Here is a 19,636-nt window from a genome sequence, read left to right as displayed (position 1 = left end):
GAAAAATGAAAAATCAAAAAGGTTTTACCCTAATCGAAATGCTAATTGTTTTATTGGTTATTTCTGTACTCTTATTAATCACGATCCCTAATGTGACAAAGCATAATTCAAGCATTCAAGAAAAGGGCTGTGATGGTTTAATTAATATGGTCCAGGCACAAGCAACAGCTTATGAGATCGACAACACAAATACACCAAGTGTTGCTGAACTTGTAGCTGAAGGTTACTTACGGGATACACCAGTATGTCCTAATGGGAATAGTGTTGTAATATCTGCAACTGGTGAGGTAACTGAGGGTGGAACAGCACCAGAAGCCCCATAAAAATGGATTTACACTTGTAGAATCACTTCTAGTACTTTCGATCGTTACCATTATGAGCTTTGTGCTCATCGTAAATATTGTGCCAATTTATCATGAAAAAGTGATCGAAACCTTTTTGGAGCAATTTGAAAAAGATATGATGTATGCACAGCAATATGCTTTAGTAAATGACGAACCTGTTTATATCTTATTTGCAGTTGAAAGAAACCAATATAAGATCGTAACAGGTGAATCAGCTAAAACCTTGTTAAGTAGTAATTATCAGCATAAAATTCAAATAGAAGGTGTTACTTTAAAGAATCGAGTAACCTTTAATAGCAATGGATCTATACAAAAAAGTGGAACAATGCTCATCACATATAATGGTAGTAGCTATAAAGTCATTTTTTATCTAGGAAAAGGGAGGATGAAAATTGAAAAATTGTAAAGGATTTTCCTTTGCAGAAACCATTGCTGCATTTAGTATGTGGAGTTTAATTGTCACGATTCTCATTCCACAGCTAGTCCTCTTAACACAAGAGAGGATGAATACTCAGGAATCCCTAAAGGCATATAAAATTCTTCATCAAAAAACGCAAGAGGTGGCACTTAACAATGCTCCTATGGTAAATGAGGAGTTTGTTCAAGAAGATGTACAATACAACCTATCATGGGAGGAGGAAGAAAAGTATAAAAGAGCTTGCTTGTATTGGACGAATTCGTTCAAAAAAACGAAATCAGTTTGCTTTCTTGTTTCATAACGAACGGGGCTATACCTTTTTGAATCTGCTTCTTTCCTTCTTTATCTACTCGATCATCATCTCTACTTTGACAATCATTCTCCACTTTTTACTTTCGCATTCCCAACATCCAGAAGATTTAAGGCCATATGAATGGGAACTATTTGTCATTCAATTACATAAAGATTTGAAAGAAGCAAGTAACATTACCGCTAATAAATCAGAAATAACCTTTATAAACAAACAAGGCCAATTAGTCAGAATTAGTCAATATAAGAACTTAATTCGCAGACAAGTTGATGGCAAAGGACATGAAATCTTTTTACTTAAAGTGAAAAATGTTGAATTCCAACAGGATCTCCTAGGCGTTCAACTATTTGTAGAAAGTATAGCAGGGAAGAACTATCGTCATACTTTCCGAACCTTTAAGGAAAGGTCAAATTAATGAGAAACGAAAAAGGATTTATTTTTCCAACAACCATGGTTATTGTCCTATTTTGCTTGTTAATTGTAGCGCATATCTCGACTTCACTTATTAGTGAAAAGCACTTCTATTCCGAAACAGAACAATATTATCTACTCGATAACTTAATGCAGCTGGCGGTAGATCAATCATTATTTGAAATTAAAAATAGAACAGCAAAAATAAATGAAGCTACTGTTACAAACACAATAAATGGTAGCTTCACATATGTTATCAGCGAAATCACCTCTAGTGTTTATGAAGTACAAATATCTTGTGAATCACCTAAAAACAAACAATATACGGCGAACTTTCAATATGATCTTATAAAAAATGAAATGATTGTATGGTCTGAATATTAGCAATTGTGTTATTGTATAAAGAAAAACGTGGAGGATATTTATTTTGAAGGCTATCTATTTAACCGGATTTATGGGAGCGGGGAAAACAACAGTAGGTGAACTACTAGCAGAGAAACTAAATCTACCTGTACTAGATTCAGACCAACAAATTGTAAAAAAGCTAAACATGACCATAAAGGAGATTTTTGACCAGCACGGAGAGAGCTTTTTTCGTGATGCAGAAACAGAGATGCTCAAAGAACTCCCAACTGAGGACGTAATCATCACAACAGGTGGTGGTATCGTAATAAAAGATGAAAATCGTGCTTTGATGAAAGAGAATGGACAAATCATCTTATTGCATGCAGACATTGACATTATATATGACCGTGTACACTCAGATACAAATCGTCCTTTAGCGAGTAAGAAAACAAAAGATGAACTTCATGCTTTATATCATTCACGTGTAGCTTTTTACCAGGATTGTTCATTCACAGTGGATACTTCGAATAAAGAGATTGAAGAAATTGTGAATGAAATTATTTCACGATTAAAATAACTAACTTATGGTAATAAATAGAGGTGAGAACAAAAGGTTAGAGGTGTTTTTACCTTGTCAACAAATGATTATGTTAAATATGTAACCCAACAAATCGTAAAGTATATGGACACACCAAAGGAAGCACGTAAACAGCAACGAGAAGAACGAAAGCATGTTGAAACGTCTTCAACATTTTATAGCAATAGATGGCTTGGAGTGCTTCCCTTTTCGCTTAAGCTAATTATGAATAAGCGGAAAAAATAAGTATTTCGGAACAGTACAATTTCTTAAATGAAAATTGTACTGTTTTTTACGTTACATTACCCCAAAATTATTCTTTCATTTATTCCCGTTAATCAAGTGATTTAGTATTTTAAATCTTATAAGAAGCTATAGAAAAAGGCTGACTTTTTAATTTTACACGTAATGTGTATCATCTAAAAAGTCAGCACTTCGTTTCACTTATGCTTCAGGTATAACCTGGATTTTTTTTATTTCACCAGAAGAAGAATCAAAGGTTATTGTTGTGTAAACCGCAAAATCCTCCATACCTTCTCTTAATGTTAAGCGATATTGTTTTACCGTTATATCCTTTTTTGCTTTGTCCCAAATCTTCTGTGAAAACAATACTTGTGATAATGGATATCGTTTTTTCGTCTCATTGACAGCGACATCCTCCCAAGTTTTTTGGGAAACAGCATGAACTTCAGGTGAAAATGAAACCTGCGTAGCTGTTAATCCGTATAGTATTGTAAGAAGAAATATCCATTTTTTCACCTAAAAACACCATCCTCGTTATGTATTTATTTCCATAATCATGAAAACTATACATGTTTGCAAGGTGTTATGCAGATAAGAAATAAGATAAACTCAACAATAAGTACAACCATGTAAAAGGTTTGGATGGTATCATAATATTATATCAATAGAGATTTTTAAGGGGGGAATTAGTATGGCTACATTTATTTCTACGATCTTTTTTATTACACTATTTTTTATTGTAATTGGCATAGTAGTAAGTACGAAGGGAAAGAAAAACGTAAAATCAAGAAAGCAGGATTCTACCTTTGTTCCACCTTATATAATCGGTGATTCAGATCATAGGCATGATCAGGATCATCATGATTCGAATGATTCATTTGGTGGTTTTGGTGGCGACTCAGGTGGAGATGGTGGAGGCGGTGGTGGGGGAGATTGAGGAAGCTTCTTATCATTGTATCTATTCTATTTCTAACAGCGTGTTCATCTGAGGAAATTACTTCATTAGATGAAATGAAAATTTCCCCAACAGATTTTTCAAAGAGAGAAATTAAATTGCTTGAAGGCTTAATGGGTCAAGAAGTATTAGGTTATGATGTAAAATCAATTCCAAATGAGCATTTATTAAATATCATCGTCGAACATTATCACGATGGTGTAAAACAAGAAAATGTTGTAGAAATGGCAGATTCTTTAGAAAATAGATTGGAGTCAATTGTTATAACAAAAGAAAAAACAGACAAAAGTTTTACCTTTAAGACCATAGTACTTTATGAAAATGGGTTTAATTCAATGGTTTCAAATGGTGTATATGAAGAAGTAAATGCCTCTTCACTTTTCAAAAAGCTTGAAGAAGAAGTTACATTTACACTGAATGAGGAAATTATCATTGGTTTGGCAATTGAAGATAATGGAAATAAACTGATGAACGGAACATTAAAAGAGGATGATCCTAGATTCCAAGAAATAATTGATTTGTATCAAGATGTGTTTGTTTACAAAGTGTCTGTTTCAAAGGAATAGAATTGCAAGAAGGACGTCAGATGACGGCCTTCTTGCTACTTCCAATCCTTACCATGGTGAAGAAACTGTTTAATTTCATCAAAGGACAATCCAAGCTTCTTTGCTTCCATCATTAATTCAATCCATTCTTGATCTAACTGGTTAAATTGGATTGTTTCCTTCACTTTACTCATGTAGCTTGTCCTCCTGGATAAGGTTTGTTGTTTGCCTTTTGGTTTCCTTCCACTTTCTAAACTTCAAGTAATCTCGGAATTCCCTGAAATCATTCTTGCTCATGCCTTCTTCAATCGCCTTGTTTAACAAACGACTCCATTCGTCATCAAAAACAAACTCCCTTGATTTAATTTCAGAAGAAGAAGGACCTAATAAAACTTCAACATCTATCTCAAGAGTTGAAGCAATCTTTCTTAAAAATTGAAGCGAGGGATTTTTTTGCACATCTCGTTCAATGTAGCTTAAGTAAGATTTCGAAACTCCTGCTAACTCAGCTAATTCACTAATCGAATATCCCTTTTCCTGCCTCAACTCCTTTAAACGTTCTCCAACCATGTAGACGTTCTCCTTATCCTCAATTACCAGAATATAGTCTTGCACCATTCATTATATGAAACAATTTGTTCTTAATAAAATGTCAAGATCATATGAGAATAAGAGAAAAAAGGAGATTATCAGGGGAAAGTGTTCTTTTTAACGAAAATATGGTAAATTTCAGTGTTTTAAAAAATAGTATAATTGGCATATATTGATAGTAGTTATTTAGGATACAATCAATAAAGAATCTTTTTAAAGAACGGGTTATTTGATAATACTGTAATAATCTTGATAGTAAATAAATATGATAATTGAGCATTAATTAACTAGTAAAAGTAGCATATAAAAAATAAAGGTTTATACATGGGAGAAGTACTATTAAGCATTTATTAGATTTATATAAAAATTGTAAATATTTCTTAAAAAATATTGACTTGTTCTTTATAGTGAACTATCCTAGTTTATAGAACAGAAAACAGTAAATTCAATTGAGAATATAAATACATATATGTTAGTGGAAATTTTTGTTCTTAATTAAGAATAAAATTTAATGAGTAGGTGAATTGAAATGTCTAGCTTTCATGAGCTTGAGGATAAACATTTAAGTGAACATAAGCAAGCAAAAGAAATTAATCTCAAAGAGGTTTTTCAAGTATTAAAAAGATATGTGTGGATCATCGTTCTCCTTACAATCCTTACAACTTCTGCAGGAACGTATTACTCAATGGCTACTTACACACCTATGTACCAATCCACATCCAGAATCATTATTGGAGCAGATAGCAGTTTAATTACAACGTTAAAGGTTATTATCCAAGATACAACGGTTTTAGATAAAGTAGTAAAAAAATTAGACTTGCCCTATCCACCTGAAGCATTAAGTAGCAAAATAAGTGTAGGAAGTATCGAAAATTCCCAGGTTGTAACAATCACTGTCTTTGATTCAAATCCAAAGCAAGCAGCGATTCTTGCCAATTCAGTAGCGGAAACGTATAAAGAGGAAATTCCGATTATTATGGATTTTAAAGAAGTAAAGCTCCTTTCCAAAGCAAAAGAAGAACCAATACCAATTAATCAAGACCAGAACAAAACAATTATCATCTCATTTATAGGTGGAATCGTTGTCGGTATAGGTTTAGCATTTTTACTAGATTCATTAAATAATAGTGTGAGAAAAGAATATGAGGTTGAGGAATTGCTAGGAATCCCAGTGTTAGGCTCAGTATCTAAAATGAAAAAGAAAAACATGCAAAAAAAGAAAAAAAAGCAAACTAAATTCGAATATAGGAGTGAGACACTTGGTTCTTAATCTGAATAAAAAGAAGTCTGTTAAGGAAATGACAAAACGCCATTTTGTCTCCTACACAAATCCTAGTTCACAAATAGCTGAACAATTTCGGACAATAAGAACCAATATTCAATTTTCATCAATTGATCAAAAGCACAAAACATTAATTATTACTTCACCATCATCAGGAGAAGGAAAAACAACATCAGCGATTAATTTGGCAATATCAATTTCTCAGCAAGGTGAAAGAGTATTGCTTATTGATGCAAATTTACGTAGACCCACCCTTCACACATCGTTTAACTTAAAGGATTCCTATGGTTTAACAGATGTGTTAATGGGACGCATTCCATTAGAAGAGGCAACATTCCAAACTCAAATTGGAAGATTAGAAGTATTAACAAGTGGCATAATTCCACCTAATCCAACAGAGTTGATTGGATCAAAGGCAATGAGCTTTTTCATAAAAGACATAAAAGAAGAATTTGATGTTATTATTTTTGATTGTCCACCAGTCCTTGAAACAACAGATACGAAATTATTAGCTGGCCAATGTGATGGAGTTGTTTTAGTCCTGAATAGTGGTAAATCAGATCGAGAGAAAGCAGCTGAAGCAAATCGATTGTTACACTTAGTTAGGGCAAAAGTGTTGGGAGTTATCTTGAACGAACGAGAATAATTTTTTAATATTTTGTTCTTTATTAAGAATTACTTGTGCATTATAGGTGATATCTCCTAGCCTTTATCAATGGAGGTACTCGGCCGTGCTGTGGGTTGAAAGATACCTTAGACGCTTTGTCGTCAAGAGTATGGTGTGAGGGCGGGTTAAATGCCCACATTATTAAAATAATTACTTATATATCTCGATTGTGAGATTTATAAGTAATCATTTTAATAGAAGGAGCTGAAAGCATGAAGGAGTTTGATCAATTTCCAAAGGTCATGAAAAAGCTCGTGCGTTACATAAAACAAGATGCATCTATTGATCAGCTTGAGCAATTTAAAAAGGTATTAGATTACGCCATTGAAAAACGAATGGTTATGCTAAAGAAAACGTCACAAAACTAGAAAGGAGTGAAAAAGAGTGTCCTATCATAGTCGGATCTGGTTATTAATTCTATTAGATTCAGGAATTGTTTTATCAACGATTTATTTTAGCCAAAAGTTAATTAATCCAAATCTTCAAACCTTAACAATGCCAATGTTTATTATTTCTATTACGTTATTACTTGGTCATCATCTATTTTCATTAATTTATAAGCTATATAAAAAAGCTTGGGAATATGCCAGCATTGGTGAATTGATAAGTATATTTAAGGTTATAACTTACACTATTATTTTAACTGGGATTGTTCAGCAACTTGTACAAAACCAGGTTGATTACAGAATTCTGGCCATTACGTGGATGATACATTTATTACTGATCGGCGGCTCACGTTTCTTTTGGAGAATTTACCGAGATACGTATTTAAAACAGACAATAAATAAGGAACGAACTCTTATCGTAGGAGCAGGATCAGCCGGAACGATGGTAGCAAGACAGCTAATAAATAATCATGATGGTGAATTACTACCTGTTGCATTTATCGATGATAATGTAAACAAACAGAAGCTAGATATTCTTGGGATACCAGTTATGGGCGGAGTCGAGCAAATTGAACAGATAACGAAAAAGTTAAATATCGCAAACATCGTTATTGCAATTCCTTCTTTAAGTAAAAAGCAGCTCAATCAAATCTTTAAAGAATGTGCAAAAACAACTGCAAAAACACAAATGATTCCAATGCTTGAGGACCTAATGACTGGAAAAGTCTCAGTAAATCAATTTCGTGACGTACAAGTTGAAGATCTTCTTGGTCGGGAAGCAATCGAGCTTGATATGACGAGTATTTGTGAATATGTCACAGACAAAGTTGTACTTGTTACAGGAGCTGGTGGTTCAATCGGATCAGAAATTTGTAGGCAAATCTCAAAATTCAACCCAAAAACACTGGTGTTGCTAGGACATGGTGAAAACAGTATTTATTCGATTGAAATGGAAATGAAGGAATCTTTCAAGGATACTAAGATCGATATCATAACTGAAATTGCTGATTTACAGGATTATGACAAACTGTTGAATGTAATGACTATCTATCAGCCGAATGTTGTGTATCATGCAGCAGCACATAAACATGTTCCACTTATGGAGCGAAGCCCAGAAGAAGCAGTAAAAAACAATATCATTGGTACAAAAAATATTGCTCAGGCTTCAAGTATTCATGGTGTTGAAACATTCGTGATGATCTCAACAGATAAAGCCGTAAATCCTACAAGTGTCATGGGCTCGACAAAGAGATTGGCTGAAATGCTTATTCAGCACTTTGATCAAATGAGTGCAACAAGATTTGTCGCAGTTCGATTTGGGAATGTCCTAGGAAGTAGAGGCAGTGTCATCCCATTATTTAAGAGACAAATCCAAAATGGCGGACCGGTTACAGTAACACATCCAGATATGGTCCGATACTTTATGACAATCCCGGAAGCTTCAAGACTAGTTATTCAAGCCGGGGCTTTAGCAAAGGGTGGAGAAATCTTTGTTCTTGATATGGGAGACCCAGTCAGAATCGTCGATCTGGCTAAAAACCTTATTAAACTATCAGGAAATAATATTGATGAAATTGGGATTGAATTTTCTGGAATTAGACCTGGCGAAAAGCTTTTCGAAGAGCTTTTAAAGAAAGAAGAGGTTCATGAAGAACAAATCTATCCAAAAATCTACATTGGTAAAACATCTAATTTATATATAGAAGAAATTGAATATATTATTAAAAACTTTAAGACGTTAGAACGAGATCATTTAAGAAAAACATTACTAGATCTAGCAAATGAACGAGTACCTTACCAGAAAAAATTAGTCTCAGTTTAATAGAGGAGAGTGTCGTCGGTGAAAGTAAGAAAAGCCATCATCCCTGCAGCGGGATTAGGAACAAGATTTTTACCAGCAACCAAAGCAATGCCAAAAGAAATGCTGCCGATCGTTGATAAACCAACAATCCAATACATTATCGAAGAAGCAGTTGAATCAGGGATTGAAGATATCATTATTGTAACGGGAAAAGGAAAACGCGCAATTGAGGATCACTTTGATCACTCGTTTGAGCTAGAGCATACATTAATGGAAAAAGGAAAGATTGAGCTGCTAAACGAGGTTCAAAAGGCGTCAAAACTAGTTGATATCCACTATATTCGTCAAAAAGAACCACGTGGATTAGGTCACGCAATATGGTGTGCGCGTAAGTTTATCGGCAACGAACCCTTTGCAGTCTTACTTGGAGACGATATCGTAAGAGCAGAGAAGCCATGCTTAAAGCAAATGATTGAACAATATGAACGGTACAATGCATCGATTATTGGTGTTCAGCATGTGAAAGATGAAGAAGTATCACGTTACGGCATTGTAGATGGATTCGAAATAGGCGAGCGTTTTTATAATGTTAGCAATCTAGTTGAAAAACCAAAGCAAGAGGAAGCACCTTCAAACCTAGCTATAATGGGACGTTATATTTTAAGTCCAAAAATCTTCGACTTGTTAGCTGAACAAAAGCCAGGTGCTGGTGGTGAAATTCAGTTAACAGATGCTATCGCTGCATTAAACGAGTTAGAAGCGATTTATGCTTATAACTTTGAAGGAAAAAGGTATGATGTTGGAGAAAAAATGGGCTTTATCCAAACAACGATAGAGCTTGCCTTACAACGTGAGGACTTAAAGTACGAACTGCTAGAATTTTTAAATAAAGTAATCGAAAAAGAAGTGACTGAAATTTAACACCCGCTTATGTTAGGGTGTTTTTTCATGCTTCAAAAAAGGGTGAAAATCCATGACAAATAAAGTGCTATTCTGTGCAACGGTTGACTATCATTTCAAAGCATTTCATCTCCCGATTTTGAAATGGTTTAAAGAGAAGGGCTGGGAGGTCCATGTTGCTGCAAGTGGTGAAAATGAGATTCCTTTTGTAGATGAAAAATACAATATACCGATCCAGCGATCTCCCTTTCACATTAAGAATGTAGCAGCTTATCGAGAGTTAAAATCAATTATTAACGAAAATGACTACAAAATCATTCATTGTCATACACCAATGGGTGGTGTACTTACAAGGCTTGCAGCCAAGCAAGCTCGAAAAAATGGAACAAAGGTGTTATATACAGCACATGGTTTTCATTTTTGTAAGGGAGCTCCGATCATGAACTGGATTTTTTATTATCCGATTGAGAAGGTACTTGCCAGGTATACGGATTGCTTGATTACCATAAACGAGGAAGATTACCAGCTAGCAATCTCGCATCGTTTTATGGCGGGGGAGATTGAACATGTACATGGTGTAGGGATTGATACGGAGCGGTTTAAGCCCATGAACTCAAACGAAAAACGTATGCGAAGAGAGAAATTAGATTACAAAGAAGAAGATTTCTTACTTTTCTTCGCTGCTGAGTTTAATAAAAATAAGAATCAGCAGTTTCTTATTAAAGCATTGGTTGAAATCAAGGACGAAGTTCCGAATGCAAAGCTTCTCTTAGCAGGAGATGGTGCTCTTCAAGGTGATTGTAGGAAACTGACCGCTGAGCTTGGTGTTGAAAAGATGGTAGATTTTTTAGGCTATCGAAATGACATTGTAGATCTTCTTCCGATGTGCGACGTGGCAGTGGCTTCTAGCTTACGAGAAGGGTTGCCTGTAAATATTATGGAGGCGATGGCTTGTGGGCTACCAGTAATTGCGACGGAAAATCGGGGGCATAATGAACTCATTCAAAATCTTTACAATGGTTGGACTGTTAATCCAGATAATGTAATTGATATGGCAAATAAAATTAAACAACTAGCGAATAAAAAGCATCTTATTACAACTCTAGGTGAAAATGGTCGAGAAAGTATAGAAAAGACCTACAGTATCAAAACAATATTAATTGAAAAGAGCCATTTATATGAGAAAAATATGAAAGAAATGGAGGGGATAAGGTGGGCAGCCAAATAAGAGTATTGCATGTGGTCGTTAATATGAATCGTGGTGGAGCAGAAACACTCATTATGAATTTATATCGAAACATTGATCGTTCGAAATTACAATTCGACTTTTTGACATGCAATGAAGGAGAATTTGATCAGGAGATTTTAGAGTTAGGTGGAAAGATCCACCGAATCCCTTACATTACTGATGGCGGACATTTTCATTACATAAAGAATTTAAACCAATTTTTCATAGCAAACAATCAATACAAAATTGTCCACTCACACATGGATAAAATGAGTGGATTTGTTCTGAGGGCTGCTAAGAAAGCTGGGATTCCAGTACGGATAGCGCATAGTCATAATACTGAAAGTGAAGGTGGTTTCGCTGCTAAGCTTTATAAATCATATGCAGGTAGCAATATAGAAAAAACAGCGACTCACTTTTTAGCATGTTCAAAATTAGCTGCAGAATGGTTATTTAAAAACAAAGCTGACTCATCGAAACTTTTGAAAAACGGGATTGAGACTGATAAATTTACATTTTCAAAGAACATACGAAACCAGATTCGAGATGAGCTTGGAGTAGAACATGACAGTTTAGTTTTAGGTCATGTAGGACGCTTTAATCACCAAAAAAATCATGCGTTTTTAATTGATATTTTTAATGAGTTAAATAAGGTGGTTCCTAAATCTTATTTAGTTTTAGCTGGGGATGGAAATTTACGATCTGATATTGAAGAAAAAGTTAAAAAATTGAGATTAGAAGAAAAGGTAAAGTTTCTTGGAATTCGTAGTGATATCAATAACTTGTTACAAGCATTTGATATTTTTGTTTTTCCATCATTTCATGAAGGCTTACCCGTAACTTTGATTGAGGCGCAGGGATCAGGATTACCATGTTTGATTTCAGAAAATATTACCGAAGAAGTGGATATGAGGATGGATCTTGTAAAATTTTTACCTATCGATAATAAAAACGAATGGTTAGAAGAAATAAGGAAAATCTCAGCTAAGGATGTAAGCCGAAATATTTCAAAGCAGACTCTATTTGAACAAGGATATGATATAAAAAATACTGCTAATTTTGTTAATGATTTTTACATGGAAATGGTGAGGTGAATTTGTTGAAGAAATTAACTGTATTCACTCCAACCTATAATAGAGCTTATTGTCTTCATGTTTGCTATGAAAGTTTACAGTCTCAGACAAACAAAGAGTTCATATGGCTAATTATCGATGATGGATCTACTGATAACACACAGGAATTAGTTGAACAGTGGAAAAGAGAAGGCGTTGTTGAAATAAGGTATATAAAACAAGAAAATCAGGGAATGCATGGTGCCCATAATACAGCATATGAGCATATTGATACAGAATTAAATGTATGTATTGATTCAGATGATTATATGCCGGTTGATGCAGTAGAAAAGATTCTCTCATTCTGGGAAGAGCATGGAAATGACCAAGTAAGTGGGGTGATTGGTCTTGATGCATTTAAGAATGGAGAAGTTATAGGCACAAAAATGCCAGAACATTTAAAAAAATCAACTCTTTTTGAGCTTTATAACAAGCAAGGCGTAATAGGTGATAAAAAGCTTGTATATAGAACCGAATTAACGAAAGAATACCCCTATCCTATTTTTGAAAATGAAAAATATGTTGGTCTGGCCTATAAATACCATAAGTTAGATGAAGAATATCCAATGCTATTAATGAATGAAGTCCTTTGTATTGTTGAGTATTTACCAGATGGTTCATCATTAAATATGCTAAAACAGTATCGAGTTAATCCAAAAGGTTTTGCGTTCTATCGTAAGGAGTTAATGAAACTACCATTTTCAGACATGAAATTCAAATTTAGGCAAGCAATTCATTATGTCTCTAGTAGTTTGATTTCAAAGAATAGAAGTTTTATTAAAGAATCTCCATTAAAGATATTAACATTGTTTGCAACTCCATTGGGATTATTCTTATATTTTTTGATTATGTCTAAAACAAAAACTTAGTTGAATTAGCAAAATTGAAAGGATAAAAAAATGACGGTACTATGGACTTTGATTCTTTTTGTGTTTATTTTTTCTTTTTTATCAAGGTATATTCCAGCTAAAAGTGCTGCACTTGGTTATACATATATAAGACCCAATAAATTTATGGTATTTCTTGTTTTAATATGTTTAGTACTAGTTTCTGGATTAAGAAACACAATTGGCGATACTTATTTCTATATGCAAACATATGCAGTAAAAGATTTTACCTGGGAATACATTCTAGAAAACAAAGATCCTGGTTTTGGTGTTTTGCAGATGTATTTAAAAAACATCTCAAACGACCCACAAATTCTTATATTGTTAACAGCCTTGGTGACAAATTTATTAATCGTAATTACGTTATATAAGTATACGAAGATGATTGAAATAAGTTTATATGTATTCATAACTTCTGGGATGTTTATCGTTTCTATGAATGGAGTTCGCCAATTTCTTGCAGCTTCTCTCATATTTTGTGCAACAAAGTATTTGCTAAATGGTAAATTCAAACACTACTTTTTTGTAGTACTTTTCGCTTCTACATTTCATGAAAGTGCCCTAATATTAATACCGATTTATTTTATTGTTCGTAGAGAGGCTTGGACAAAGGTTACGTTCTTGATATTGACGCTTGCGATATTTATTGTATTAGGTTTTGATCAATTCTCACAAATATTATTTTCTGCAATCGGAGATTCTCAATACGGTGATTATAGTAATTTCGGAGAGGGTGGAGCAAATAAAATTAGGGTACTTGTTGAGGCTGTTCCTATTGTAATAGCTTTTCTTGGTAGACATAAATTAAGAGAACTATGGCCTAAAAGCGATATTATCGTAAATATGTCAGTGATAGGGTTGCTATTTATGATCATTGCAACACAAAATTGGATATTTGCCAGATTTAATATTTATTTCAGTTTATACAACTTAATCTTAATTTCTTGGATTATCTATTTATTTAAAGAGAATAATAGAAAATTTGTTTATTATGGTTTATTAGTTTGTTACCTAATGTATTTTTATTATGAACAAGTAATTTCGTTAAGTCTTTATTATCGTAGCGATTATATTAATTTTTAAGAGGTAAGAATATGAATATTTTAGGGGAATTATCTGAGCAAAATTTACAAGAAATTCTAGAAAATGTTTATAGAAAAGGTCAAGAAACAGAAAATATTAGTGTTTTAGAATTAATTGAAGATATTAAACAGCAGTTTATGTCGTACACCACTAAGTGAAAGAGGGGAAAAAATGAAACGTATTTTTGATTTAGTTGTTTCGATAATTTTACTAATCTTGCTTTCCCCAATAATGCTCTCAATAGTAATACTTGTAAGAATTAAATTAGGTTCACCAATCTTTTTCAAACAACAACGACCTGGCTTACATAGTAAGCCTTTTTACTTTTATAAATTTCGATCTATGACAGATGAAAAAAATGAAGACGGTGAATTGCTACCTGATCAATTCAGATTAACTTCATTTGGTAAGTTCTTAAGGAAATCAAGTTTAGATGAGTTTCCACAACTAATAAATGTAATAAAAGGTGATATTAGTTTAGTAGGTCCGAGACCGTTATTAATGGACTATTTACAACTTTATACGAAAGAACAGGCAAAGCGTCATCAGGTAAGACCTGGTATAACCGGCTGGGCTCAAATAAATGGTCGCAATAGTATTTCATGGGAAGAAAAGTTTAAATTAGATGTTTGGTATGTAAATAACCGGACATTTTTATTAGATATAAAAATTTTATTTTTAACTATGTACAAGGTTTTTAAGTCACAAGGTATAAATCAGCCAGGGAATGCAACTGTCGAGAAGTTTAAAGGTTCTAACATAAGAGAGGGTCAAGGATGAATATTGTCATTATAGGAAATGGTGGTCATAGTAAGGTAGTTAAAGATATTATTCTATCTAATAAGACTTTAAATATTGTTGGTTATTTAGATGACAAATTTGAAGATTATTTAATTAAAGATGAAATGTTTTATGGTCCAATATCAGCATATAAGTTTCTAATTGATAAATTTGATGAGATTAAATTTATAGTAGCAATTGGACATAATCAAACCAGAAAACAGATTGTTGAGAAAATTAATCTTGATGAGAATTTTTACATGACCCATATTCATCCCACAGCAATTATAAGTACTAGTGCAATGATTGGAAAAGGAACTGTTATCATGGCGAATACTGTTATTAATGCAGAGGCTGTTATTGGGGATCATGTCATCGTTAATACAGGTTCAATTATTGAACATGACAATAGAGTAAATGATTTTGCTCATGTATCTCCAAATGCAACGTTAGCAGGATGCGTTCAGTTAGGTGAAGGAGTACATATAGGAGCAGGTGCGACTCTTATTCCAAATGTAAAGATAGGGAATTGGGCGATAATAGGAGCTGGAGCAACTGTCATAAACTCTATTACAGCCAATACAACTGCGGTTGGTATTCCAGCCAAATCATCAATCAAGTAGGAGGTGTAATAATGGAGCAAAAAGGTCAACAAAAAAGAATTTTCCTTTCTTCCCCTCACATGGGTGGAAATGAGTTGAACTATATTAATGAAGCATTTGAAACAAATTGGATTGCACCAATAGGACCAAATGTTGATGCTTTTGAAAAAGAAATAGCAAGTTATGTAGGAGTCAGTGAAGCTGTTGCCGTTAGTTCCGGTACTGCAGCAATTCATTTGGCTCTTTCTTTATTAGATGTAAAAAAAGGGGACCAAGTATTTTGTTCTACTCTGACTTTTGTAGCAAGTGCAAACCCTATACTTTATCAGGGAGCTGAACCAGTATTCATCGATTCAGAGCCTGAAACATGGAACATGTCACCACAAGCACTGGAGATAGCATTTAAAGAAGCATTTATGGATGGTAGGATGCCTAAAGCAGTAATAGTTGTTAATTTATACGGCCAAAGTGCAAAAATGGATGAAATCGTTTCTTTATGTAACCAATATGATGTACCGATAATTGAGGATGCAGCAGAATCTCTCGGTTCTACTTATAAAGGTAAAGCGAGTGGAACATTTGGCAAGTTCGGTGTTTTTTCATTTAATGGGAATAAAATTATCACAACTTCTAGTGGAGGTATGCTTGTATCTAATGATGTTGAAGCTTTAAAGAAAGCAAGGTTTTTAGCTACTCAAGCAAAGGATCCAGCTCTCCATTACCAACATAGTACAATTGGTTTTAATTATCGAATGAGCAATATACTTGCTGGTATTGGTAGGGCACAATTAGAGGTATTAGAAGAGAGAGTACAAGCTAGAAGGTTATTATTTAATCGGTACACTCAAGAGTTAGGTTTTATACCAGGGATTAATTTCATGCCAGAATTAAAACATACACAATCTAATCGTTGGCTCACAGCATTAACCATTGATGAGAAAGTAATAGGAACTTCAGTATACTCTATTTTAAGTACCTTAGCAGAAGAAAATATTGAAGCACGTCCTGTCTGGAAACCACTTCATATGCAGCCTCTATTTGTAGGGGTTAAATACTATTATCATAGTGAAAATTCTAGTGTATCTGAACATTTGTTCAATACAGGTTTGTGCCTCCCTTCAGGATCGAATATGACGGTAGAAGAACAAATGAGAGTTATAGATTGTATTAAGAATGCTATTAGGGAGAAAGTGAAATGAAGGCATTGCAACAGAAAATTCCAAAAGTCATTCATTACTGTTGGTTTGGAGGTAAGGAAAAGCCTGAAATTGTAAAAAAATGTATCGATAGTTGGTATAGGAATTTACAAGGGTATGAAATAATTGAATGGAATGAACAAAACTTTGATATAAATTGTAATTCTTATGTTAAAGGAGCCTATGAATTTAAAAAATTTGCGTTTGTAAGTGATTATGTAAGAGTCTATGCCTTATATAACTTTGGTGGAATATACCTAGATACTGATGTTGAAGTATTCAAATCTTTTAATGACTTATTACATCACGATTCTTTTTGGGGTTTTGAACAAGAAAACTATATAGCTACAAGTACAATAGGTGCATCAAAGGGTAATCAATTAGTTAAGTTATTTTTAGATTCATATAAGGAAAAAGAATTTATAAAAGATGACGGTTCATACGATGATTTAACAAATGTCGCTGTAATAACTAAAATTATTGAAAATATAGGGCTTAAGAAAAATGGAGAATTACAAAATTTTGATAAAATGGGCACCTTTTATCCCCAAACATATTTTTCTCCATATGACTACATTAATTGTAGGAAACTCATCACTGAAAACACATATGCAATACATTATTTTTACAAAAGTTGGCTACCATTAACAGCAAGGTTAAAAACGAATATGAAGGTAGTCTTATCTAAGATAATAGGTGGAGAAAATATTTTGAAACTAAGAAAATTATTGTCTTCATTGCCAGGGGGAAATTAATATGGATTTAAGTGTTGTGTATTCGAGCGATAATAATTATGCACAGCATGTTGGAGTATCAATGTTATCACTTTTTGAAAACAATACTAAATTTAATAGTATAACAGTTTATCTGATAGAAAATAATGTTTCTCAAGATAATAAAAATAAGCTTAAACTAATTTGTGAAAATTATAGAAGATCCATTGTATTTATAGGTTTTAAAGAAATATCTAATAAATTACAGCTTAATATTGAAAATACTATTTCAATGAGTGCCTATGCTAGATTATTTTTACCTAGTGTTATAGATGAAAAAATTGAAAAAATTCTTTATTTGGATTGTGATTCTGTAATTAATAGCAGTTTAGAGGATCTATGGAATACAAACATATGTAATTATTATGTTGCTGGTGTAAAAGATACTGTAAGTGACGAGACAAAACAAAAAGTTTACATGGAAATAAATAAACCATATATTAATTCAGGTATGCTTTTAATAAATCTCAAAAAGTGGCGAGAGGATCATATTGAGAAAAGATTTATCGAGTTTATAAATTCATATAATGGTCAGGTATTTCATCATGATCAAGGAACTATCAATGGTGTATTACATGAAAAGTTTTTATTGCTGCATCCAAAGTATAATGCGATGACTACATTTTTCACGATGACTAGGGATGAAATAATGCAATATTATAGATTAAAAGATTATTATAGTGAAGCTGACATTAATGAAGCTATAATTAATCCTATATATATTCATTATACTCCTGCTTTTGTAAATAGACCTTGGATTAAAGGGTGCAAACATCCATTAGTATCATTATATAAGAAATATCTGGATATGACGCCATGGAAAGGTTCTAGTTTATTTGAAGATAAGAGGAGAAACGTTGAAAAAATGGTTGCATTCTTATACAACAATTTTCCATTTAAGCTGGCAAATAGTATATGTAATATTATTTTTAAGTAGCGTGGTTTTTGAAACGGGAGATGTAAAATGAAGAAAAAAGTCCTTATAAGTATGTATTCATTAAATATTGGTGGCGCGGAAAGAAGTTTGATTGGATTACTTGAAAGTTTTGATTTTAGTGAATTTGAGGTTGATTTATTTCTTTATAGACATGAGGGAGAATTTTTAAAATTCATACCAAAAGAAGTAAACTTATTACCTGCAGTATCACAATACACAACTTTTGAAAGACCCATTAAAGACATAATAAAAGAAGGCCATATCTATTTAGGATCTGCAAGGATTTTAGCTAAGATAAAAGCCAAGGCTAAGAATAAAGGACTAAAGAAAGAACAAAGAACATATAAACAAATGCAGTATACATGGCAATATTCCATGCCAAAGTTACCTCAAATTGATAAACAGTATGATGCTGGTATAAGTTTTCTTGGTCCCCATAATTTCATCAATGATAAAGTAAAAGCGAAAGTAAAATTAGGATGGAGTCATACAGATTATTATACAATTGTAAATCCTGATAAAAAGTTAGATGAGAAAATGTGGAGTAAATTAGATTATATTGTAAACGTATCACGAGATTGTGAGGATTCATTCTTAAAAGTATTTCCTAATCTAAAATCAAAAGCAATAGTCATTGAAAATATTATTTCAGCTACTTTTGTGAAAGAGCAATCAAAAATAAATATAGAAAATGAGATGCCAGATGATGGTTCAATTAAAATTTGCTCAGTAGGGAGATTTTCAAATCAAAAAGGTTTTGATATGGCAGTATTAGCATGTAAAGAATTAGTACAAAAAGGTTATGACATCAAGTGGTATATTGTAGGCTATGGTGGAGAAGAAGAATTCATAAAACAATTAATTATTGAACATAATATGAAAGATCGGTTTATTTTATTAGGGAAAAAAATAAATCCATATCCATATATAAAAAAATGTGATATTTATTGTCAACCTTCTAGATATGAAGGGAAAGCAGTTACTGTAAGAGAAGCACAAATACTCGCAAAACCTGTAGTGATAACAAACTTTCCAACAGCAAAAAGTCAACTTGAGGACGGAATAGATGGTTTTATTTGTGACTTGTCAATTACTGGGATAGCAGAAGGTGTTGAAAAATTATATAAGGATTTGGATTTAAGGCAGAAGTTAATCAATAACTGTAAAATAGGAGATTACACAAATATCTCTGAAATGGAGAAAATCTATAAAATGGTTGATTAAATTATTAAAGGTACAAAAGGTACACAGTATTAGGAGGTT

The 19,636-nt window shown here is 33.0% G+C and carries 28 protein-coding genes; 25 read left to right on the top strand and 3 right to left on the bottom strand.

Going from position 1 to position 19,636, the window contains the following annotated elements:
* The first annotated feature begins 5 nt into the window (after positions 1-5).
* The 7 genes from comGC to HUW50_RS00790 are packed head-to-tail and all read left to right on the top strand — an operon-like array spanning position 6 to position 2,651.
* Complete coding sequence (gene comGC, locus HUW50_RS00820) at positions 6-323, top strand: competence type IV pilus major pilin ComGC (RefSeq protein ID WP_185653618.1); 318 nt, start codon at positions 6-8, stop codon at positions 321-323.
* Entirely contained in the window at positions 298-750 is a 453-nt protein-coding gene (comGD, locus tag HUW50_RS00815; protein WP_185653617.1) for a competence type IV pilus minor pilin ComGD, read from the top strand. The genes comGC and comGD overlap by 26 nt, the downstream gene beginning before the upstream one ends.
* A complete protein-coding gene (comGE, locus tag HUW50_RS00810) occupies positions 737-1,063 on the top strand; it encodes a competence type IV pilus minor pilin ComGE (RefSeq protein WP_185653616.1) in 327 nt (108 codons plus the stop codon). Before comGD ends, comGE begins: the two co-directional genes overlap by 14 nt.
* Complete coding sequence (comGF, locus tag HUW50_RS00805) at positions 954-1,487, top strand: competence type IV pilus minor pilin ComGF (protein ID WP_260445640.1); 534 nt, start codon at positions 954-956, stop codon at positions 1,485-1,487. The genes comGE and comGF overlap by 110 nt, the downstream gene beginning before the upstream one ends.
* Positions 1,487-1,867: a competence type IV pilus minor pilin ComGG gene (comGG, locus tag HUW50_RS00800; protein ID WP_185653614.1), complete on the top strand. Its 381-nt coding sequence runs from the start codon at positions 1,487-1,489 to the stop codon at positions 1,865-1,867. The genes comGF and comGG overlap by 1 nt, the downstream gene beginning before the upstream one ends.
* Positions 1,868-1,910: 43 nt before the next feature.
* Positions 1,911-2,405, top strand: coding sequence for a shikimate kinase (locus tag HUW50_RS00795; protein ID WP_185653613.1), 495 nt, complete (start codon positions 1,911-1,913; stop codon positions 2,403-2,405).
* A 54-nt stretch (positions 2,406-2,459) separates the two neighbouring features.
* Complete coding sequence (locus tag HUW50_RS00790; protein WP_066335042.1) at positions 2,460-2,651, top strand: YqzE family protein; 192 nt, start codon at positions 2,460-2,462, stop codon at positions 2,649-2,651.
* 198 nt (positions 2,652-2,849) lie between these two features.
* On the opposite strand, the gene HUW50_RS00785 is transcribed toward HUW50_RS00790, so the two are convergent.
* On the bottom strand, positions 2,850-3,164 hold the full coding sequence (locus tag HUW50_RS00785; protein WP_066335043.1) for a DUF3889 domain-containing protein: 315 nt from the start codon (positions 3,162-3,164) through the stop codon (positions 2,850-2,852).
* A gap of 175 nt (positions 3,165-3,339) precedes the next feature.
* On the opposite strand from HUW50_RS00785, the gene HUW50_RS00780 reads away from it, so the two are divergent.
* Both HUW50_RS00780 and HUW50_RS00775 read left to right on the top strand, forming a co-directional pair.
* Entirely contained in the window at positions 3,340-3,585 is a 246-nt protein-coding gene (locus tag HUW50_RS00780) for a hypothetical protein (protein WP_185653612.1), read from the top strand.
* The gene (locus tag HUW50_RS00775) at positions 3,582-4,169 is read left to right on the top strand and encodes a hypothetical protein (RefSeq protein WP_185653611.1); all 588 of its coding nucleotides are present in this window, start codon (positions 3,582-3,584) and stop codon (positions 4,167-4,169) included. The genes HUW50_RS00780 and HUW50_RS00775 overlap by 4 nt, the downstream gene beginning before the upstream one ends.
* A gap of 35 nt (positions 4,170-4,204) precedes the next feature.
* On the opposite strand, the gene HUW50_RS00770 is transcribed toward HUW50_RS00775, so the two are convergent.
* Both HUW50_RS00770 and HUW50_RS00765 read right to left on the bottom strand, forming a co-directional pair.
* Entirely contained in the window at positions 4,205-4,342 is a 138-nt protein-coding gene (locus HUW50_RS00770) for an anti-repressor SinI family protein (protein ID WP_083964678.1), read from the bottom strand.
* Entirely contained in the window at positions 4,335-4,718 is a 384-nt protein-coding gene (locus HUW50_RS00765) for an XRE family transcriptional regulator (protein WP_066335058.1), read from the bottom strand. The genes HUW50_RS00770 and HUW50_RS00765 overlap by 8 nt, the downstream gene beginning before the upstream one ends.
* 550 nt (positions 4,719-5,268) lie before the next feature.
* Between HUW50_RS00765 and HUW50_RS00760 the strand changes: the two genes are divergently transcribed.
* From HUW50_RS00760 to HUW50_RS00685, 16 genes are all read left to right on the top strand, one after another.
* On the top strand, positions 5,269-6,009 hold the full coding sequence (locus HUW50_RS00760; protein WP_185653610.1) for a YveK family protein: 741 nt from the start codon (positions 5,269-5,271) through the stop codon (positions 6,007-6,009).
* Positions 5,999-6,667 (top strand): CpsD/CapB family tyrosine-protein kinase, encoded by a 669-nt coding sequence (locus HUW50_RS00755; protein WP_260445639.1) that lies wholly within the window; start codon positions 5,999-6,001, stop codon positions 6,665-6,667. The genes HUW50_RS00760 and HUW50_RS00755 overlap by 11 nt, the downstream gene beginning before the upstream one ends.
* Before the next feature lie 233 nt (positions 6,668-6,900).
* The gene (locus HUW50_RS00750; RefSeq protein WP_157094428.1) at positions 6,901-7,056 is read left to right on the top strand and encodes a hypothetical protein; all 156 of its coding nucleotides are present in this window, start codon (positions 6,901-6,903) and stop codon (positions 7,054-7,056) included.
* Positions 7,057-7,072: 16 nt separating this feature from the next.
* The gene (locus HUW50_RS00745; RefSeq protein WP_066335063.1) at positions 7,073-8,896 is read left to right on the top strand and encodes a polysaccharide biosynthesis protein; all 1,824 of its coding nucleotides are present in this window, start codon (positions 7,073-7,075) and stop codon (positions 8,894-8,896) included.
* Positions 8,897-8,914: 18 nt separating this feature from the next.
* Complete coding sequence (gene galU / locus HUW50_RS00740) at positions 8,915-9,796, top strand: UTP--glucose-1-phosphate uridylyltransferase GalU (protein ID WP_185653609.1); 882 nt, start codon at positions 8,915-8,917, stop codon at positions 9,794-9,796.
* 52 nt (positions 9,797-9,848) lie between these two features.
* On the top strand, positions 9,849-11,003 hold the full coding sequence (locus tag HUW50_RS00735) for a glycosyltransferase family 4 protein (protein WP_185653608.1): 1,155 nt from the start codon (positions 9,849-9,851) through the stop codon (positions 11,001-11,003).
* The gene (locus HUW50_RS00730) at positions 10,988-12,097 is read left to right on the top strand and encodes a glycosyltransferase family 1 protein (protein ID WP_185653607.1); all 1,110 of its coding nucleotides are present in this window, start codon (positions 10,988-10,990) and stop codon (positions 12,095-12,097) included. The genes HUW50_RS00735 and HUW50_RS00730 overlap by 16 nt, the downstream gene beginning before the upstream one ends.
* Positions 12,098-12,102: 5 nt before the next feature.
* On the top strand, positions 12,103-12,984 hold the full coding sequence (locus tag HUW50_RS00725; protein WP_185653606.1) for a glycosyltransferase family 2 protein: 882 nt from the start codon (positions 12,103-12,105) through the stop codon (positions 12,982-12,984).
* Positions 12,985-13,014: 30 nt separating this feature from the next.
* Positions 13,015-14,085 (top strand): EpsG family protein, encoded by a 1,071-nt coding sequence (locus HUW50_RS00720; RefSeq protein ID WP_185653605.1) that lies wholly within the window; start codon positions 13,015-13,017, stop codon positions 14,083-14,085.
* Positions 14,086-14,096: 11 nt separating this feature from the next.
* Positions 14,097-14,243, top strand: a complete 147-nt coding sequence (locus HUW50_RS00715) for a YwzD family small protein (RefSeq protein ID WP_185653604.1) — start codon at positions 14,097-14,099, stop codon at positions 14,241-14,243.
* A gap of 13 nt (positions 14,244-14,256) precedes the next feature.
* Positions 14,257-14,865 carry a sugar transferase gene (locus HUW50_RS00710; RefSeq protein WP_185653603.1) on the top strand — a complete coding sequence of 203 codons (609 nt, stop codon included), beginning with the start codon at positions 14,257-14,259 and terminating at the stop codon, positions 14,863-14,865.
* Positions 14,862-15,488 (top strand): acetyltransferase, encoded by a 627-nt coding sequence (locus HUW50_RS00705; protein WP_185653602.1) that lies wholly within the window; start codon positions 14,862-14,864, stop codon positions 15,486-15,488. The genes HUW50_RS00710 and HUW50_RS00705 overlap by 4 nt, the downstream gene beginning before the upstream one ends.
* A gap of 11 nt (positions 15,489-15,499) precedes the next feature.
* Entirely contained in the window at positions 15,500-16,666 is a 1,167-nt protein-coding gene (locus HUW50_RS00700; RefSeq protein WP_185653601.1) for a DegT/DnrJ/EryC1/StrS family aminotransferase, read from the top strand.
* Entirely contained in the window at positions 16,663-17,418 is a 756-nt protein-coding gene (locus HUW50_RS00695; protein WP_185653600.1) for a glycosyltransferase family 32 protein, read from the top strand. The genes HUW50_RS00700 and HUW50_RS00695 overlap by 4 nt, the downstream gene beginning before the upstream one ends.
* 1 nt (position 17,419) lies before the next feature.
* Positions 17,420-18,373 carry a glycosyltransferase family 8 protein gene (locus HUW50_RS00690; RefSeq protein ID WP_185653599.1) on the top strand — a complete coding sequence of 318 codons (954 nt, stop codon included), beginning with the start codon at positions 17,420-17,422 and terminating at the stop codon, positions 18,371-18,373.
* 27 nt (positions 18,374-18,400) lie between these two features.
* Positions 18,401-19,597 carry a glycosyltransferase gene (locus HUW50_RS00685; protein ID WP_185653598.1) on the top strand — a complete coding sequence of 399 codons (1,197 nt, stop codon included), beginning with the start codon at positions 18,401-18,403 and terminating at the stop codon, positions 19,595-19,597.
* The last annotated feature ends 39 nt before the right edge of the window (positions 19,598-19,636 follow it).

The sequence above is a fragment of the Metabacillus sp. KUDC1714 genome, assembly GCF_014217835.1.
Lineage (GTDB): Bacteria > Bacillota > Bacilli > Bacillales > Bacillaceae > Metabacillus > Metabacillus rhizosphaerae.
Note: the sequence above shows the minus strand (reverse complement) of the source record. Positions and strands in the feature narration are given on the sequence as shown.

Bases quoted from the DNA above. Each gene is read 5' to 3' on its own strand.
- comGG (WP_185653614.1), top strand. From the start codon at position 1,487: ATGAGAAACGAAAAAGGATTTATTTTTCCAACAACCATGGTTATTGTC.
- HUW50_RS00765 (WP_066335058.1), bottom strand. From the start codon at position 4,718: ATGGTTGGAGAACGTTTAAAGGAGTTGAGGCAGGAAAAGGGATATTCG.
- HUW50_RS00750 (WP_157094428.1), top strand. From the start codon at position 6,901: ATGAAGGAGTTTGATCAATTTCCAAAGGTCATGAAAAAGCTCGTGCGT.
- HUW50_RS00690 (WP_185653599.1), top strand. From the start codon at position 17,420: ATGGATTTAAGTGTTGTGTATTCGAGCGATAATAATTATGCACAGCAT.
- HUW50_RS00760 (WP_185653610.1), top strand. From the start codon at position 5,269: ATGTCTAGCTTTCATGAGCTTGAGGATAAACATTTAAGTGAACATAAG.
- HUW50_RS00705 (WP_185653602.1), top strand. From the start codon at position 14,862: ATGAATATTGTCATTATAGGAAATGGTGGTCATAGTAAGGTAGTTAAA.
- HUW50_RS00720 (WP_185653605.1), top strand. From the start codon at position 13,015: ATGACGGTACTATGGACTTTGATTCTTTTTGTGTTTATTTTTTCTTTT.
- HUW50_RS00700 (WP_185653601.1), top strand. From the start codon at position 15,500: ATGGAGCAAAAAGGTCAACAAAAAAGAATTTTCCTTTCTTCCCCTCAC.
- HUW50_RS00715 (WP_185653604.1), top strand. From the start codon at position 14,097: ATGAATATTTTAGGGGAATTATCTGAGCAAAATTTACAAGAAATTCTA.
- HUW50_RS00695 (WP_185653600.1), top strand. From the start codon at position 16,663: ATGAAGGCATTGCAACAGAAAATTCCAAAAGTCATTCATTACTGTTGG.
- comGC (WP_185653618.1), top strand. From the start codon at position 6: ATGAAAAATCAAAAAGGTTTTACCCTAATCGAAATGCTAATTGTTTTA.
- HUW50_RS00735 (WP_185653608.1), top strand. From the start codon at position 9,849: ATGACAAATAAAGTGCTATTCTGTGCAACGGTTGACTATCATTTCAAA.
- HUW50_RS00685 (WP_185653598.1), top strand. From the start codon at position 18,401: ATGAAGAAAAAAGTCCTTATAAGTATGTATTCATTAAATATTGGTGGC.
- comGF (WP_260445640.1), top strand. From the start codon at position 954: ATGTACAATACAACCTATCATGGGAGGAGGAAGAAAAGTATAAAAGAG.
- HUW50_RS00770 (WP_083964678.1), bottom strand. From the start codon at position 4,342: ATGAGTAAAGTGAAGGAAACAATCCAATTTAACCAGTTAGATCAAGAA.
- HUW50_RS00710 (WP_185653603.1), top strand. From the start codon at position 14,257: ATGAAACGTATTTTTGATTTAGTTGTTTCGATAATTTTACTAATCTTG.
- HUW50_RS00780 (WP_185653612.1), top strand. From the start codon at position 3,340: ATGGCTACATTTATTTCTACGATCTTTTTTATTACACTATTTTTTATT.